The sequence below is a fragment of the Geomonas sp. Red276 genome (genome assembly GCF_054784495.1).
The window spans coordinates 1-14,588 of the sequence record NZ_BLXW01000008.1 but is presented as its reverse complement, the minus strand read 5'-3'; the positions used below and the strand labels follow the sequence as shown (position 1 = coordinate 14,588).

Here is a 14,588-nt window from a genome sequence, read left to right as displayed (position 1 = left end):
TTCAGGCCAGGACGGAGACCAGGGCCTCCTCGATCTTGCTGACGTCGACGAGGGTGTTGTAGCAGGGACCGTAGGGGCGGTCGTTGAGGACGCCGATCACCGGCAAGGGATAGCAGTCCTTGATCCCCGAGGTGAGGTCGCGCTCGCAGGCCACCGCCAGCACCAGCTTGGGACGCTTCTCGATGATCACCTTGCGGGCCAGGGTCCCCCCGGTGGCCACCGAAATATCGATATGGTACTTCCTCCCGATTTCGGCGAGCCCCATGATGGTGCAGCGGCCGCAACCCACGCACTTGTTGATGTCGCCGGTCACCTTGATCTCGCAGTCGGAGAGCTGCAGGCAGTGCGGCAAGAGGATGAGGATCCGGTCCGGCTTGATCTTCAGGCGCTGGGAGATGACCAGGCTGTTGTTCATCGCCACGAAGGACTGGCGGATGGTGTCCTTGGAGATCCCGCACAGCCGCCCGATCTGCTCGATGAGGGGAAGGAGGAACTTGATGACGACCCCCCTCATGAACTTGGTGAACAGGATGTCCTTGCCGAGGGCGGTGGTCAGCACCAGGAGCAGCGTGCCGAAAAGGGCGATGCCGGAGAGGATGCCGAAGATCATGCCGGCCCAGCGGGGGAGATCCGGATGGATGTTGGCAAGCCCCTTGGTCGGGATGTACCAGCCGAGGTAGATGAGTCCCACTACCAGGATGCAGGTGACCCCCATGAGGGCCACGAAGAGGCGCTTTTGGGGAGGTTTATGATTATCGGTGTTACGAGACAAGCGTGTTACCCCTTCTTGCCGAGGAGTTGCCCCGGCTCAAGCCGGCAGCCGGCCAGGAAATCGGCGGCGGGAAGCCGCTTTTTCCCTTCCAACTGCAGCTCGGAAATCAGTATGCTGCCGCTGCCGCAGGCGATCTCGATGCCGGCGCGATTGGCCGCGAGCACCTCGCCCGGCTTGCCGCTCCCGGCGGCGGTCTGCACGCGGTAGACCTTGAGAAGCTTGCCGTCCACGAAGGTGAAGGCGCCCGGCCAGGGGGTCATCCCCCGCACCAGGTTCTTGATGGAGGCGGCGTCCTTCTCCCAGTCGATCTGGCCGTCCTCCTTCTTGAGCATCGGGGCATAGCAGGTGAGCGAATCGTCCTGCTTTTCGGCCACCAGGCGTCCGGCCGCCAGCTCGTCGATGGTCGTGGCGAGGAGGTCGGCGCCGAGCTTGGAGAGCCGGTCGTGGAGAGCCAGGGTGTCCTCGTCGGGATCGATCGGGGTGACCGCCTTGAGGAGCATGTCGCCCGTATCGAGCCCCACGTCCATCATCATGGTGGTGACGCCGGTCTCGGCCTCACCGTTGATGATGCACCAGTTGAGGGGGGCGGCGCCGCGGTAGCGCGGCAAAAGCGAGGCGTGGACGTTGATGCAGCCGTGTTTCGGGATCTCCAAAAGGGCCTTGGGGAGGATCTGCCCGAAGGCGACCACCACGATCAGGTCCGGCTCGAGGGCCCGGATCTCCTCGATGGAGTCGGGGAGGCGTACCTTGACCGGCTGCAGGACCGGGATGCCGTGGTTTTCCGCCAGCACCTTGACCGGCGGCGGCAGGGTCTGCTGCCCGCGCCCCTTCGGGCGGTCCGGCTGGGTTACCACGGCAACCACCTGCTCACCACGTTCGATGAGCGTTGCCAGCGTGGGGCAGGCAAAGTCGGGGGTCCCCATGAAGACAATGCGCATTCCGGTCATTTACTGAACTCCTTCTGCTCTTCGACGGTCCGCAGGTAGCGCTTGCGAAAGATCCCCTTCTTGAGCGGGGAAAGATGATCGATGAAAAGGGTGCCGTCCAGGTGGTCGATTTCGTGCTGGAAGGCGATGGCCAAAAGGCCGTCGGCGCGGTAGGTGATCTCCTCGCCGTCGAGGTTGAGGGCCTTGACCACCACGCGGGCATGCCTGCGGACGTTGGCGGAGAACTTGGGGACCGAGAGGCACCCCTCCTCGTCGTAGACCTCTCCCTCGGCGTGGATGATCTCCGGGTTGATGGCGACGATCAGTTCGGGGCTTTCCTCCGGCGACACGTCGATGACGATCACCCGCTGGTGCACCCCGACCTGGGGCGCGGCCAGGCCGACGCCGGGGGCATGGTACATGGTCTCCGCCATGTCCCTGACCAGTTCGCGGGTCTTGTCGGTAATGACCGTGACCGGGTTGGAGCGCTTTTTCAGCTCCGGATTCGGGTAGGTCAAAATGGTGAGTAGCATACGTTTTTCCTTTTAATGGAGCAAAACTATCACGCCACTATATAAATTCGGCGCTAAAAAATCAACGGATTACTCATGAACCATGCCGCGGCAAGGGGTTAAGACGCCTCGCAGCTACGAGGTGATGGAAAGCGTGAAGACGCTATCGAAGATAGGTCGCGCCCTGACGTCCCTCCCCTTCAAGGGGAGGGTCAGGGTGAGGATGGGGTTCATATTTCAATGGATGCTGTTCTGTTCCGTAGGGTGGGCACCCCTTGCCCACGCGAGGCTGAGGACGAAGATCGAAGAAGGCCCGCCCGAGGCCGAAGGCGAACAGCGCAAGGGCAAGAGTGGTGATGGGGTGAAAGCTGGAGGGGAGTGCTTTAGGGACGCGAATCTTCCTTGTGCCCGTCCATCATGCCACGGACGACGGAATCCACCGCGGCAGGATCGAGCCCTTCCCTGAGCGCGCGGCGAACGAGGGAGATTCTCTGCTCGCGCTCTTCCAAAAGGGAGAGACCGGCCTGGATGGCCTCGCTGGTCGAAGTGAAACGCCCCTCGGCAATCTGCTGCGAGATGAATTTTTCGAAGTGTAAGCCTAGAGAAATGGTGGTCTCTTTTGGCATGGCACATCTCCCGGAAGTCGAAGTTGCCTAAAACTTTAGTACACGCGCTTTCAATGTCAAAGAAGGTATACGCTACCTGCGGTATACGTTTCGACCGGTTGCGCGGCAGACACTGTCCGGGGGATGGGTGGAGCCGGCTGGCGGCGGCGACCGTACACGACGGTTCTGGTACGGGAGCTGGAAACCGCGGAAGCCACCGGGGATGAACAGCAGAAGGGAGCCTCAATCGAGGTCGATCGCGGCGGGATGCGAACGGGGATGAGGCTAATGGTGCCCGGAGTTACCGTGCTCGCCCCAGATTCTCTCGGCGGCGATCAGCAGGGCGTTGTTCCACTCATAGGCGACTCTGCCAAAGGATGTCTCGGGAGCGGGGATCGTCTCGGTCTCCGCCTCGACTTTCTCGACCTCCTCGGCAATGGAATCGTCGTCTTCTCTCTTCTTCAGGTAGGTGTAGGTATGGGGTTTCATGACAGCCTCCTACTTGCTCACTGGCGCATCTTTTTCCTTCCCGGCTGACTCGGTTTGAGCGGCTCATGTCAGCGTCATCTGCCTTATTCCAGAGCATACCTCGTGCCATTTTCCAAAAGCGTAATGGTTTCCGCCAGTAGCGAGAGACCACCGCGCCGCAAGGCTGCAAAAGACGGCATATCTGTCCAATTTTTCAGCTAAAAGGCAGTGTCTGGTGACTTAAATGAGGTAAGGTTCGTCGGATTTGAGGGATCCCGCCCTCTCCCTCCGGGAGAGGGTTGGGGTGGCAGACGCTCCCTCTCCCTCCGGGAGAGGGTTGGGGTGAGGGAAGTTTTGGAGATGGGATGTTGCTAACCGCCCCCCCCACTCCCCCCTTCGCAAAGGGGGGAACTTGGGGGCAGCCGGTGGCGGCTGGCATCGGCAGCCAGCCGCCATTGAATATATATCAGTAGCGGTTGATCTGCGCGGGGGGATGCTGTGCGGTGCGGGCGTAGTGGACGGCGGGGCGGCCGAAGGCCATGGCGTAGCCGATGACGTGATCCTCCGGGATCCCCAGCCGGGTGCGGAATTCCGGCAGCAGGTCGCAGATGGCGAGCTTCGCCAGCCCGTCCCATACCGTTCCCACCCCGTTGGCCTGGGCAAAGAGCTCGAAGTAGGACAGGGCGATCATCGAGTCCTGGATAGGCGACACCATCTGCGGGCCGGAGACGATCAAAAGGTGCGGCGCGCCGCGGAAAAGGAAGTCCACCCGGTAATCTTCCCAAAGCTTCAGGAAGCTCCCGACGAACTCGAGGCCGGCGGGGAAGCCGCCGTTATCCCTCATCCGGATCAGCCCGGCGATCAGCTCGTCGCGCAAAAGGGCGAGCTTTTCGCGGTCGTCCACCACGGTGAAGAGTACCTGGCGGGTGTTCATCCCGGAGGGAGCGTCGGCGGCGACCTGCAGGAGCTTGTCGAGCAGGGCCGGCTCCAGGTTTTCCTGGCGGTAGTTCCTGACCGAGCGGCGCCCCTTGATCAGGGTCTCCATCTGGAGCGGCGAAGGGAGGTGCCCCGGCACCGGGAGGCTGTTTTCCGGACGCAGGCCGAAAATCGAGAGCGCACCGGTGGGGCAGATGGTAAAGCAGTGCTGGCAGCGGTAGCAGGTGGCCTCCTTCTCGGCGGCGATGGCCGGGAAAGAGTCGACGAGATCGATGATGCGGGCGGGACAATCGGCCACGCACTGGCCGCAGGAGGTGCAGGTATCCCTGTTGATAGCGAAGTCGAGCATGCGATTCCCCTTTCAGTAATAAGCGGTATTGAGAATGTTCAGCTAGCGGCGATGCGGTACGGCGGGGCTATTCCAGTGGAAGATCAGGCTGCTTCCACTCAACTCGTTTGATCTTTGGGCCTTGATAGTATCGCGGGCAGGCGGCAATGAGGGCATTGACCGTCTGCTTGCAGCTGCGGCGACAGGAGAGGCAGAGGGAATTCGTTTCGGAAGGAGGTTTCTTCATGGTGCCAATCTTGGCCGGGGATGACGGTGCCATCCCCGGCCTTTCTTCGTAGGGCCGCAAGCGAAATGCCTGACGGCAGTTGTTGCCTTACTTAACCTTCCTGATCCACCCGAACTTGTCCGCGATCTTGCCGGTCTGGATGCCGGTAAGGGTGTCGTAGAGGGTCTGGGTGATCTTGCCGACCCCGCCACCGTTCACCTCGAGGCACTCGTTGGCGTAGCAGAGGGCGCCGACCGGGGTGACCACGGCGGCGGTGCCGCTGCCGAAGGCCTCGGTGATCTTGCCGCTGCGGATGTCGTTCATCAGGTCGTGCACGTCGATCTTGCGCTCCTCGACCTTCATGCCGAGGGAGCGGGCCAGGGTGAGCACCGAGTCGCGGGTGACGCCGTGGAGGATGGTCCCCTCAAGCGGTGCGGTCACGATGGTGTCGCCGTAGGCGAAGAACATGTTCATGGCGCCCACTTCCTCGATGTAGCGGCGGTGCACGCCGTCCAGCCAGAGGACCTGGTCGAAGCCCTTCTTCTTCGCCTCGAGGCCGGCCTTGAGGGAGGAGGCGTAGTTGCCGCCGGTCTTGGCCTCGCCGGTGCCGCCGGGAGTGGCGCGGACGTATTTGTCTTCCACCATGATGCGCACCGGCTTGAAGCCCTGGGAGTAGTAGGCACCGACCGGGGAGAGGATCACGTAGAAGTAGTAGTGATCGGACGGCTTGATGCCGACCAGCGGCTCGACGGCGATCATGGTCGGGCGGATGTAGAGGGAGGTTCCTTCGGCGGTCGGGATCCAGTCACGCTCGACGGAGACCAGCTTCTCGATCCCATCCAGGAAAAGCTCCTCCGGGACCTCCGGCATGCAGAGACGCTCGGCGGAGTGGTTGAAACGGCGGGCGTTCATCTCGGGACGGAAGAGGGCGATGGTGCCGTCGGCCCACTTGTACGCCTTGAGCCCTTCGAAGATCTCCTGCGCGTAATGGAATACCAGCGCGGCCGGGTCAAGGACGAACGGCTCGTACTTCTTGATGCGGGCATCCACCCACCCCTGGCCGATCTTCCATTCGACCAGCAGCATGCGGTCGGTGAAGATCTTGCCGAAACCAAGCTGGGATTCGTCGGTGAACTTGGGCTTCTTCTCGGCTTCACTTAACGGTAGTACGCTTATCTCCATCTGCTCAACCTCCGGTTTTCTCGGCGCCAGGCGTCGCTAATTGACCTTTTCGTTTACCACAATAGATCCCCACCGGCAAGCAATTTAACCTTTACGGTAAGCGGATTTGGACGCAGAAAAGTTGCCCGTCCACCCCTTGATTTTTCGCATCTCCGTTGTTATATTGTTAGCACTCAGAGAAATGGAGTGCCAACCGGCACCCGAAAAACTCACGAGGTCAAGGAGATACACGCCGTGACACACACGATGCCGGTACCGATAGACAACCTTACGCTCTACCTTGCGGAGATCAACCGCTTCCCGCTTTTGAGCGCCGAGGAGGAGTCCGACCTGGCCTACCGGTTCCGCAACGAGGGAGACCTCGAGGCGGCTCACCGGTTGATCACCGCCAATCTGCGCTTCGTCGTGAAAGTCGCCGGGGAGTACCGCTCCTACGGAATGAAGATGCTCGACCTGATCCAGGAAGGGAACATCGGGCTCATGATGGCGGTCAGAAAGTTCGACCCGTCCAAGGGGGTCCGCCTGATCTCCTACGCGGTCTGGTGGATCCGGGCCTACATCCAGAACCATATCATCTCGGCCTGGAGCCTTTTGAAAATCGGGACCACCCAGGCCCAGCGGAAACTTTTCTTCAAGCTCAACCAGGCCAAGCAGGCCATCATGAACATGACCGGTGAAAGCGACCTGCACTCCACCGCCCTCGCCCTCGACGTGAAGGATTCCGAAGCCCGGGAAATGGAGCAGCGCCTGAGGGGCGAACTCTCGCTGGACGTCGAGATGGTGGAAGGAGAAAGCGGGACCTTCCTGGAAACGCTGCCGGACTCGCGGCAGAACCAGGAGGAGATGCTGGCCGAGCGCCAGGAAACCGTGATCCTCGAGCGGGGAGTGGCGAGCGCGCTGGAAACCCTCAACGAGAAGGAGCGCTTCGTAATCGAGAACCGCGTCACTGCCGACACCCCGATGACCCTGCAGGAGATCGCCGATCATTTCTCCATCTCCCGCGAAAGGGTCCGCCAGATCGAGGAAGGAGCACTTAAAAAGATGAAGCGCTTCCTCACCCCGCTGGTGATCTCTTCCGAAGCAGCGTAAAAGACAAATAACAGACCGATAAACGACAAGGGGCGCCCTCCAAACGGAAGGCGCCCTTTTTATTTTCAACCCGACGAGGGATAACCGGCGAAGGCAGTTGCCTGTCGCGGCGGGATCGAAGGTAAAACTTCGGCACCGGCGGTTTCCATCGATTTTTTGTGAGACAAACGGACGCGTCCGTTCTTTTCGTGCGCAAAATTTGCGTTAACGATTTTTTCCCGGCGATAAAGTGAGTCGACAGACGCTTCAGCGCGTGACTGAAATCGTTATTCGGACAAATTTTTCCGATAACGGCCAGAGCCCGACGTTGTCGACGCGGCTCTCGCCGTTGAAGAGAAATTATTAGCTGACATACGAAGGCATTTCGACTTCCCGTCTTCGTTTTGCTCGTTGTCGATGTCTTCCAGCCCGTCAACATCCCCTCTCCCTCCGGGAGAGGGTTAGGGTGAGGGAGATTGAGGGAAACTGGAGGTGATTACCGCTTTAGCTTAGCTAAGCTCCCCCAAGACGCTCGCAGAGATCTTTGAACGCCTTGCTGTCGACTTTGAGCTCCACGGGGTTGCCGTTATTCTGGTAGCCGATGGTCACCAGGCCTCCCACGATCTCGTGTTCCATTTCGGCGAAGAGGACCGCCCGCGGGTTGATGAGGAGGTTGCCGGAGCGGATGAAGCCCATGCTCTCGAGATCCTGGGCCATCGCCTCCTGCTCGCTCTTTTTGACCTTCTTGAAAAGTTGCTTTCGGACCGAGCTCCCATCGAACCAGACATCGGTGAGACGGGTGTCATCCCCGACCAGGGGATTTTCGGCCGGAGTGGTGAGTTGGGCGGCCAGGATCTTGTCGGCGTTGATGTAGCGCATGGGAAACCTCCTTGCTAGTAAAAGAATTGCCGATTAGCGATGATCTTCCGCTACACGTCCCTTCCCCTTCAAGGGGAAGGACAGGATGAGGATGGGGGCTCGTTCCGGCTCCTTTACCCCATCCTCCCCCCGCCCGGGGAGAGTTGGTCCCAGCGGAAGATGTCCGCTAATCGGGAAAGAATTTAAAATGGTTTGGGCAGATCCCGCCAAAGCTCCGTTCTTGTGTCGTACTTCCTCAACCTTTCGACCACGCTTGCTGCCGGTGCCGCAAAGATGGTGTCATAAATGAATTCACCCGCCGAGGGATCCATGGCAAAGGCAAGCCGTTCGCTTTCGACACTAAACTGGGCATCGATTCCGCGGGTGTTGCCCCGTGCATCCACCCGGATCCACTTACCGAGTCCGGACAGGTAGACGCCGCTTAAACCGTGCAGGACCAGCTCGTTGTCGACCGGCGGGTCGAGCCGCAGAACCTGGTAGCAGAAACCGGCCGGGATTCCGACCGACCGCAAAAATGCCGCGAGCAAATGGCTTTTCGGAAAACAGATTCCCGTCCCGTGGCGGAGGACCTCGCTAGCCGTGCAGGTAAGGATGTCCAGTCCGGCGTCTTTGGAGTGTGGGATGATGTCCCGCACCCATTCGTAAAGACACTGCGCTTTCTCGACCTCATCGGAAAGCGACCGCGTCAGCTCCAACGCCTTTTCCCGCACCTCAGGAGTCGTCCAATCAATTATCGAGTCGGAAACGAGGTAATCGTTCAAGTTTTGTGATTCAACTTTCATTTTTTCACTCCCTTCCATCCGGCTTGGGCCGACATCCTTTGCCGGCCAGCCAGATGCGCCCCTCAATCTTATCTCCGCCCCTCAATCTTATCTCAGCGCGGTTAGGGGCTTCATGACACGATCAACAAACCAATTTCGTTCTCACCCACCGCGGCCAGCCAATCTTTGCTGATATTGAAGGCAGCCAGGACTGCCTCAGTTCCCGGGTCTTCGTCTTCAGGAGGGTGATTCTCCTGGAAGTAATTGCGGATCTCGGACTCCTCAAGGGCAAGGGAGTTAAACTTTGCGAGTGCTGCTTTAGCCGCATCGAAATCGAAAACTGCGATCGAAGTGGCCCGTGCCTCAGCAATTTGGGCGGCAAGGTCGCAGTTGCCGAGCTCGAACAGAGTCCACCCCCTCTTTTCCTCTAGGAAAGAGTCGAGATCGCAAAAGCCGTAAGCTGAGTAGGAGTACTCCTGCTGCTCGACCGCATATTCGGACAGAAAATCAGGGAAATGATCGATCTGTTTCTCCATCGGCTTCTTGAACATGAAAATTGCGGTGTCAATTCCCCTGATTTCAGGTCTGGCCGCAGCAAGAAGAGCATCGAGATATTTTTTGTGAAGCGTAAAGAACCGGGCAATCATATTCCAGCTTTTCTCCTTGCCAAAGCCTCCGGGGGCGCCAATGGAGCACCCGCCGGGCACCTCTCACCCGTCTGCCACGGTTCGTTCATCAGGCCGTTGCATCAGCCTTGGGGGCTTTTGTCGCCTTCAGGAGGCACGTCGGCACCAGGGTTTTCCTCTGGCATTTCGATCAGCACCTGATCGTCGGCCACCACGCGGGCTAAAACCTTCCTCGCATCGAAGGTGCAGGTTGCCTCTTCAATTTTTAGTCCGATATTCTCCAGCCCCAGGTTCAGTTCCGCCACGACAGGTTGCAGGTAGTCATCGACATCCTGATCCTCGCTAAGGGGCGATAGCCAATCAAGTTGGGCAGCACTTTCAGACAGTTGCCGCTTCACTGCTATCGGCAGTTGTTCCTGGTAACTGACGTAATGGTCATAAAGCCTCTGCCACCCCGTAAGTTCCATGACGTAGCCAAGGGCGAGCGTCAGGCGGCAGGCCCCAACCCCTCCTTCGCCATCGGGGAAAAATATTTCCACCCTGAAGGGACGGTCGAACAAGGCCCAACTCGGCAGCTCAACGATTTTCTGTCCCCGCGATACGAAATCGAACCGGTCCCGAACCGTCTTCTCCGGGATGAAAAAGACGACTTTGTCGTCGCGCACCACGACAGAGTTGGCCGGAATCCTGATGCGAATCAGCCCGTGGTATAAAACGAGGACCATCAGGACCAGGAAAATCACTGAGGCCACCCATTGATCGTGCGAAAGGGTATAGACCACACCGATCAAAAGCGGCAACAGCAACATGTAAAATATCATCCGGCCGAAGAACCAGATCAGTCTCTGAATGAACATTTATAACTCCCTTGGCCCTTGGTGACCGGTACTGAGCCGGTTTCCCCTGGCCAGAGGTCCGCACGGGCCTCGGTAGCCACCTACGCCCCTCAGCCGGCCCCCTCAACACCCGGTACCATTTCCTCTCTGGACAGCTCAGGTCGCTCCGCCACCTTACTTTTACTGGACATTTTGGTGACATAATGATAATTAACGCACAGCAATTTAAGGAGGTCTTACCAATGGCTGACTGTGAATTTCTTGGTAACTGCATTTTCTTCAACGACAAGATGGCTGCCATGCCTTCCACCGCGGGCGTCATCAAAATGATGTACTGCAACGACAACTTCGTTGAGTGCGCCAGGTATGTCGTTCGCCAGCAACTGGGTAAGGAGCATGTGCCTTCCGACCTGTTCCCGAACCACCATGACAGAGCTCAACTTCTAGTCGGCTCAAAATGACACCGGGGTTGATCCCAACGCGAGCGTAACGGCAGAGCCCTCAGTTGTGTAGGTCGCGTTGAATAGCTTCATCGTGAAACGCGACATTGCCACCGTTGGCCGCGGCACCTATGTCGCGTTTCGTTCCTCAACACGACCTACAGGGCTCATTTTGGTATAATTCTGCATGCTTAATCCTCAGTCTCGCCAAAGCAAGGAAAAATGCGACTTACCTATGATGACCAACATCATATACGTCATTTGGGCTCCTTCTTTTGGTGACAACGCCGTGGGGGCGCACCAGCGCGTCAGCGTCTGCGTGTCGCCGCCTTGTTGGCTGTGATTACTCCGCCCTCTCTCTACCCCATGAGTTCCATTTCAGCAGGGACAAGCCGAAGGGTATGCGATTCGAATTCGCCATTGCCTCTTTCCCACCATTTGGTAATCGAGGCGTAGCCGTTTTCGTCTATTTCTTCAATCTCGAATGTCTCACCAACCATCGATTTTATGTCTTCTTTTTCTGCTTCGGTTAAATATCTAAATAACGACATATTGAGACTCAGCAGACGAACCGAGTCTCCCACTTTTAGCAGATTTCCTGCCTTATCTTTTGTGGTTCTGTTGGTTTCCATTCGCTCCTCAGTTCTTCAACGGCGCGGCATGACCGGCGGAGCGCACGACTTCTTCCAGGGTGAATTCAAGTCACAAGTGCACCATCAGCCAGTTCTTGCATGACCTGATGAGGACTCCGGTAGTCGAGACATTTCCTAGGACGATTATTGATCCTTCGGATGACTCTTTCAAGGTGCTGTTCTGAGACCTTGCTGAAATCTGTGCCTTTCGGGAAGTAGAACCTTAATAACCCATTGGTATTCTCGTTACTACCACGTTGCCAGGCGGAATATGGATCGGCAAAAAATATTGCCAACCCCGTGTGTTGTTCAAGCTCTTTGAATTGCGAAAACTCCTTGCCGTTGTCAACGGTTAGCGTATGCCTCAGTGAGCTCGGTACCTTGCGGAAGGCTTCCACCGATGCAGTTGTCATGGTGCCTGCTTTCTTGTCGGTGAGCTTGGCTGCCAGTAAAAATCTGCTTTTACGTTCAACGTGAGTGGCAAGGCCACCTTTTCCTTTTGCGCCCTCCAGGGAATCACCTTCCCAGTCGCCGTAGCGATCCCGGCTGTTGACAATTACGGGTCTCTCTCCTATCGGCACCCGTCCTGGAATGAAGCGCCGACCGCTGCCATATCGGGTTTGCCTACGGCGTCTCTTATGTCTTCGACGGAGGTGAAGATGAAGGTCGCCGCCTTGTGTGGCATCGAGGTAGATCCATCGGTAGATGGTCTCATGACTGATGCGCATTGTTTCGTCCAGGGGGTAGTCAATCCGGAGCTTCGCCGCGATCACTTCCGGTGGCCAATCCAGCTTCAGCTTTTTTTCAACATAGTTCACTAGCTTTAGCTGATCCTGCCGGCAATGACTTCTAGTTTTATGTTTGCGCTCCTCTGCTGTGGGTTGGGAGGCGGTATACCAGTACACGGCATCGTCAGCATAGTCCGATTTGTTACGCTTGATTTCTCTACTGATGCTGGTGTGGTGACGGCCCAGTCGGCGAGCAATCTCTCTCAGTGGAAAGTGCGCAATCTTCAAATGGCTGATGACATACCGCTCCTTTTCAGTAAGATGGGTGTAGGACATGGTGGGCTCTGTCAGCGATGATGTAAAAGTACCCCCCTGTGGTAATTGAAAAGTACCCCCCTGACCATCACAGGGAGGGGAAAATGGTTCACCCACAGGAGCAGCATCAGGTACAACATGCCCTTCAGCAGACTGTCATGCTGGAGGGCGAAATGGTCAACAGGAACAAGTACGGAGCGATCCAGGAACTGGCGCGCTCAGAAGTCCCGAAGAAAGAGATCGCTCGGCAGTTGGGCGTTACCGTCAAGACCGTACGGCGGGCTCTGAAGAAACCACAGTGGGAGCCGTACCAACGGCCTAAGCCGGCAAGCAGCGTTCTTTCGCAATTCGTGCAGTGGGCAACCTCCCGGGCAGAGGAGGTGAATTTCAACGCTGGCATCCTCTTCCGCGAGTTGAAGGAGCAGGGATATTCTGGCGGCTATGAGATGGTTAAGCTGCTCGTTCGGCCCCTGCGCGAGGAGTATCAGCAACGCGTTGATGCCGTGATGCGATTCGAAACGGCACCAGGCAAGCAGGGCCAAGTGGATTGGGGGAGTGCTCAGGTCTGGCTTGGCGAGAGCAGAGTCAGGATCCACTTCTTCGCCATGGTCCTTGGCTACTCCCGTAGACTATTCGCCCGGGCCTACCTCAATGAACAACTCCCGACACTTCTCGCGGCCCACCAGGAGGCTTTCTCCTGGTTCGGTGGCCGACCGTCGGAACTGCTCTATGACAATCCTAAAACTATCGTCACCGACCACACCGCCAGCGTCCTCACTCTCAACAGCAAGTTCGCAGACTTCGCCGGGCACTTCGGCTTCACGCCGCGGCTCTGCCAGCCGCACAGGCCTCAGACCAAGGGCAAGATCGAGTCCGGCGTGAAGTACATCAAACACAACTTCCTGCCCGGGCGCCGCTTCATCGACTTGGAGCACCTGAATCGTGAACTGGAGCGGTGGATCCTGGAGGTCGCCGATCTCCGGATCCACGGAACTACCGGATGTCGTCCCGCCGAGAGATTCGCTGAGGAGAAGCTCGTCGACGTTAAGACTGTGCCGCCTTACCGCCTGGAGACAGCCCTCACCCGCAAGGTCGCCAGAGATTGCATGATCACCTTCGGCGCCAATCGGTATTCGGTGCCGTGGCGCTTCGCCGGCCAAACAGTCCAAGTTGAACTGTGGGGTGACGAGATTCGAATCCTGCTGGGAAAGGAGATCATCGCAACCCACCAGAAGCTCGCTGGTACCGGCAAGGTGCACACCAATCCGGCGCATTACCAGGGACTCTTCAGCGACCGGCTCGAAAAGAAAAAGGAAGAGCCGCCGCGTTTCGACCCGTGGTGGAAGGATGAGGAGGTCATGATCCGCGACCTCGACATCTACGACCACGTAGCGAACTTGTGAGGAGGTGACCAATGGAACAGATCACCGACCTCGCTGCGTCGCTTCGCCACTTGAAACTCTCCCGCCTCGCCGATCATCTGGACAGCTGGCTCCAGGATGCCGCGAAGGGGGAATGGGGCTATTCCGAATTCCTCCAGCGTTTGGTTGAAGAAGAGGTGGCCGCAAAGAAGGACAAGCGTACTGAGATGGGAACCCGCATGGCGAGGCTCCCGTTCATCAAGACGCTGGATTCGTTCGACTATAGCTATCAGCCGTCGCTCGATCCCAAGCGGATCAAAGAGCTGTCAGCCTGCCGCTGGGTTGATAACGGCGAGAATGTCATCTTCCTCGGCCCTCCCGGCGTCGGCAAGACTCACCTCTCGGTCGGCCTTGGAGTCGAGGCAATACGCCGTGGCTACCGGACGCTCTTCATCACGGCTCAAGGACTGATTACCGCACTTGCACGGGCTCACGCAGAGAACCGGCTGGACGACAAGCTCAAGTTCTACTGCCAGCCAAAGCTGTTGATTATCGACGAGATCGGCTACATCCCGATCGACCGGCTGGGGGCGAACCTCTTCTTCCAGCTCATCTCACGCCGATACGAGAAGGGCGCCATGATCATGACCTCGAACCAGCCCTTCTCCAACTGGGGCGAGGTGTTCGGGGACCAGGTCATCGCCAGCGCCATTCTGGACCGGGTGCTGCACCACGCCATCTCCGTCAGCATCAAGGGCGAAAGCTACCGCCTCAAGGAGAAACTAAAGGCCGGACTGCTGGCTAAACACATCGAGCAGTCATAACCAGAGGGGGTACTTTTCGATTACCGAAAAGGGGTGTCAATTCAAGTTGCAAATGCACCAGCGAGGGCAGTAGCAAAGACCTCAGCGGGCGTCCGGTAGTCTAAACACTTGCGGGGGCGGTTATTTAGCCGATCGACTGCCTTCTGTACCGCCTCTTCTTTGA

General features: G+C 58.1%; 17 protein-coding genes and 1 pseudogene. 4 read left to right on the top strand and 14 right to left on the bottom strand.

The window, feature by feature from the left end; all coding sequences use genetic code 11:
- Nucleotide 1 precedes the first annotated feature (1 nt).
- The 7 genes from ACYVL5_RS07505 to ACYVL5_RS07475 all read right to left on the bottom strand — a co-directional run bounded on the left by ACYVL5_RS07505 (nt 2) and on the right by ACYVL5_RS07475 (nt 5,955).
- Nucleotides 2-715: a DUF116 domain-containing protein gene (locus ACYVL5_RS07505; protein WP_460595056.1), complete on the bottom strand. Its 714-nt coding sequence runs from the start codon at nt 713-715 to the stop codon at nt 2-4.
- Between the two features lie 62 nt (nt 716-777).
- A complete protein-coding gene (gene fmt / locus ACYVL5_RS07500) occupies nt 778-1,719 on the bottom strand; it encodes a methionyl-tRNA formyltransferase (RefSeq protein WP_460594938.1) in 942 nt (313 codons plus the stop codon).
- Nucleotides 1,716-2,231 (bottom strand): peptide deformylase, encoded by a 516-nt coding sequence (gene def, locus ACYVL5_RS07495; RefSeq protein ID WP_460594937.1) that lies wholly within the window; start codon nt 2,229-2,231, stop codon nt 1,716-1,718. The genes fmt and def overlap by 4 nt, the downstream gene beginning before the upstream one ends.
- A 362-nt stretch (nt 2,232-2,593) precedes the next feature.
- Nucleotides 2,594-2,836, bottom strand: coding sequence for a ribbon-helix-helix domain-containing protein (locus ACYVL5_RS07490; protein ID WP_460594936.1), 243 nt, complete (start codon nt 2,834-2,836; stop codon nt 2,594-2,596).
- Between the two features lie 264 nt (nt 2,837-3,100).
- Nucleotides 3,101-3,304, bottom strand: coding sequence for a hypothetical protein (locus ACYVL5_RS07485; protein ID WP_460594935.1), 204 nt, complete (start codon nt 3,302-3,304; stop codon nt 3,101-3,103).
- Nucleotides 3,305-3,749: 445 nt separating this feature from the next.
- Nucleotides 3,750-4,568: a nitroreductase family protein gene (locus ACYVL5_RS07480; RefSeq protein ID WP_460594934.1), complete on the bottom strand. Its 819-nt coding sequence runs from the start codon at nt 4,566-4,568 to the stop codon at nt 3,750-3,752.
- Between the two features lie 313 nt (nt 4,569-4,881).
- Complete coding sequence (locus tag ACYVL5_RS07475; RefSeq protein WP_460594933.1) at nt 4,882-5,955, bottom strand: branched-chain amino acid transaminase; 1,074 nt, start codon at nt 5,953-5,955, stop codon at nt 4,882-4,884.
- 234 nt (nt 5,956-6,189) lie between these two features.
- Between ACYVL5_RS07475 and rpoH the strand changes: the two genes are divergently transcribed.
- The gene (gene rpoH, locus ACYVL5_RS07470; protein ID WP_460594932.1) at nt 6,190-7,044 is read left to right on the top strand and encodes an RNA polymerase sigma factor RpoH; all 855 of its coding nucleotides are present in this window, start codon (nt 6,190-6,192) and stop codon (nt 7,042-7,044) included.
- Nucleotides 7,045-7,536: 492 nt separating this feature from the next.
- On the opposite strand, the gene ACYVL5_RS07465 is transcribed toward rpoH, so the two are convergent.
- The 4 genes from ACYVL5_RS07465 to ACYVL5_RS07450 form a co-directional block, all read right to left on the bottom strand.
- On the bottom strand, nt 7,537-7,902 hold the full coding sequence (locus ACYVL5_RS07465; protein ID WP_460594931.1) for a hypothetical protein: 366 nt from the start codon (nt 7,900-7,902) through the stop codon (nt 7,537-7,539).
- 182 nt (nt 7,903-8,084) lie between these two features.
- Entirely contained in the window at nt 8,085-8,684 is a 600-nt protein-coding gene (locus ACYVL5_RS07460) for a transglutaminase-like domain-containing protein (protein ID WP_460594930.1), read from the bottom strand.
- 110 nt (nt 8,685-8,794) lie between these two features.
- On the bottom strand, nt 8,795-9,310 hold the full coding sequence (locus ACYVL5_RS07455; RefSeq protein ID WP_460594929.1) for a hypothetical protein: 516 nt from the start codon (nt 9,308-9,310) through the stop codon (nt 8,795-8,797).
- A 101-nt stretch (nt 9,311-9,411) separates the two neighbouring features.
- Nucleotides 9,412-10,146, bottom strand: coding sequence for a hypothetical protein (locus ACYVL5_RS07450; RefSeq protein WP_460594928.1), 735 nt, complete (start codon nt 10,144-10,146; stop codon nt 9,412-9,414).
- Nucleotides 10,147-10,367: 221 nt separating this feature from the next.
- On the opposite strand from ACYVL5_RS07450, the gene ACYVL5_RS07445 reads away from it, so the two are divergent.
- Nucleotides 10,368-10,586: a hypothetical protein gene (locus ACYVL5_RS07445; RefSeq protein WP_460594927.1), complete on the top strand. Its 219-nt coding sequence runs from the start codon at nt 10,368-10,370 to the stop codon at nt 10,584-10,586.
- A gap of 338 nt (nt 10,587-10,924) precedes the next feature.
- On the opposite strand, the gene ACYVL5_RS07440 is transcribed toward ACYVL5_RS07445, so the two are convergent.
- Nucleotides 10,925-11,197: a hypothetical protein gene (locus ACYVL5_RS07440; protein WP_460594926.1), complete on the bottom strand. Its 273-nt coding sequence runs from the start codon at nt 11,195-11,197 to the stop codon at nt 10,925-10,927.
- A gap of 65 nt (nt 11,198-11,262) precedes the next feature.
- A complete protein-coding gene (locus ACYVL5_RS07435; protein ID WP_460594925.1) occupies nt 11,263-12,261 on the bottom strand; it encodes an IS30 family transposase in 999 nt (332 codons plus the stop codon).
- Nucleotides 12,262-12,413: 152 nt separating this feature from the next.
- Between ACYVL5_RS07435 and istA the strand changes: the two genes are divergently transcribed.
- Together istA and istB are read left to right on the top strand one after the other, a co-directional pair.
- Nucleotides 12,414-13,643, top strand: coding sequence for an IS21 family transposase (istA, locus tag ACYVL5_RS07430; RefSeq protein WP_460594924.1), 1,230 nt, complete (start codon nt 12,414-12,416; stop codon nt 13,641-13,643).
- A gap of 11 nt (nt 13,644-13,654) precedes the next feature.
- The gene (gene istB / locus ACYVL5_RS07425) at nt 13,655-14,425 is read left to right on the top strand and encodes an ATP-binding protein (RefSeq protein ID WP_460594923.1); all 771 of its coding nucleotides are present in this window, start codon (nt 13,655-13,657) and stop codon (nt 14,423-14,425) included.
- Nucleotides 14,426-14,466: 41 nt separating this feature from the next.
- Here the strand turns inward: istB and ACYVL5_RS07420 are convergent.
- Nucleotides 14,467-14,588: pseudogene (locus tag ACYVL5_RS07420) on the bottom strand (IS30 family transposase); the annotation flags it as partial.

Coding starts and splice junctions, on each gene's coding strand:
- ACYVL5_RS07505 (WP_460595056.1), bottom strand. CDS start 715: ATGGGGGTCACCTGCATCCTGGTAGTGGGACTCATCTACCTCGGCTGG.
- fmt (WP_460594938.1), bottom strand. CDS start 1,719: ATGACCGGAATGCGCATTGTCTTCATGGGGACCCCCGACTTTGCCTGC.
- def (WP_460594937.1), bottom strand. CDS start 2,231: ATGCTACTCACCATTTTGACCTACCCGAATCCGGAGCTGAAAAAGCGC.
- ACYVL5_RS07490 (WP_460594936.1), bottom strand. CDS start 2,836: ATGCCAAAAGAGACCACCATTTCTCTAGGCTTACACTTCGAAAAATTC.
- ACYVL5_RS07485 (WP_460594935.1), bottom strand. CDS start 3,304: ATGAAACCCCATACCTACACCTACCTGAAGAAGAGAGAAGACGACGAT.
- ACYVL5_RS07480 (WP_460594934.1), bottom strand. CDS start 4,568: ATGCTCGACTTCGCTATCAACAGGGATACCTGCACCTCCTGCGGCCAG.
- ACYVL5_RS07475 (WP_460594933.1), bottom strand. CDS start 5,955: ATGGAGATAAGCGTACTACCGTTAAGTGAAGCCGAGAAGAAGCCCAAG.
- ACYVL5_RS07465 (WP_460594931.1), bottom strand. CDS start 7,902: ATGCGCTACATCAACGCCGACAAGATCCTGGCCGCCCAACTCACCACT.
- ACYVL5_RS07460 (WP_460594930.1), bottom strand. CDS start 8,684: ATGAAAGTTGAATCACAAAACTTGAACGATTACCTCGTTTCCGACTCG.
- ACYVL5_RS07455 (WP_460594929.1), bottom strand. CDS start 9,310: ATGATTGCCCGGTTCTTTACGCTTCACAAAAAATATCTCGATGCTCTT.
- ACYVL5_RS07450 (WP_460594928.1), bottom strand. CDS start 10,146: ATGTTCATTCAGAGACTGATCTGGTTCTTCGGCCGGATGATATTTTAC.
- ACYVL5_RS07445 (WP_460594927.1), top strand. CDS start 10,368: ATGGCTGACTGTGAATTTCTTGGTAACTGCATTTTCTTCAACGACAAG.
- ACYVL5_RS07440 (WP_460594926.1), bottom strand. CDS start 11,197: ATGGAAACCAACAGAACCACAAAAGATAAGGCAGGAAATCTGCTAAAA.
- ACYVL5_RS07435 (WP_460594925.1), bottom strand. CDS start 12,261: ATGTCCTACACCCATCTTACTGAAAAGGAGCGGTATGTCATCAGCCAT.
- istA (WP_460594924.1), top strand. CDS start 12,414: ATGGTCAACAGGAACAAGTACGGAGCGATCCAGGAACTGGCGCGCTCA.
- istB (WP_460594923.1), top strand. CDS start 13,655: ATGGAACAGATCACCGACCTCGCTGCGTCGCTTCGCCACTTGAAACTC.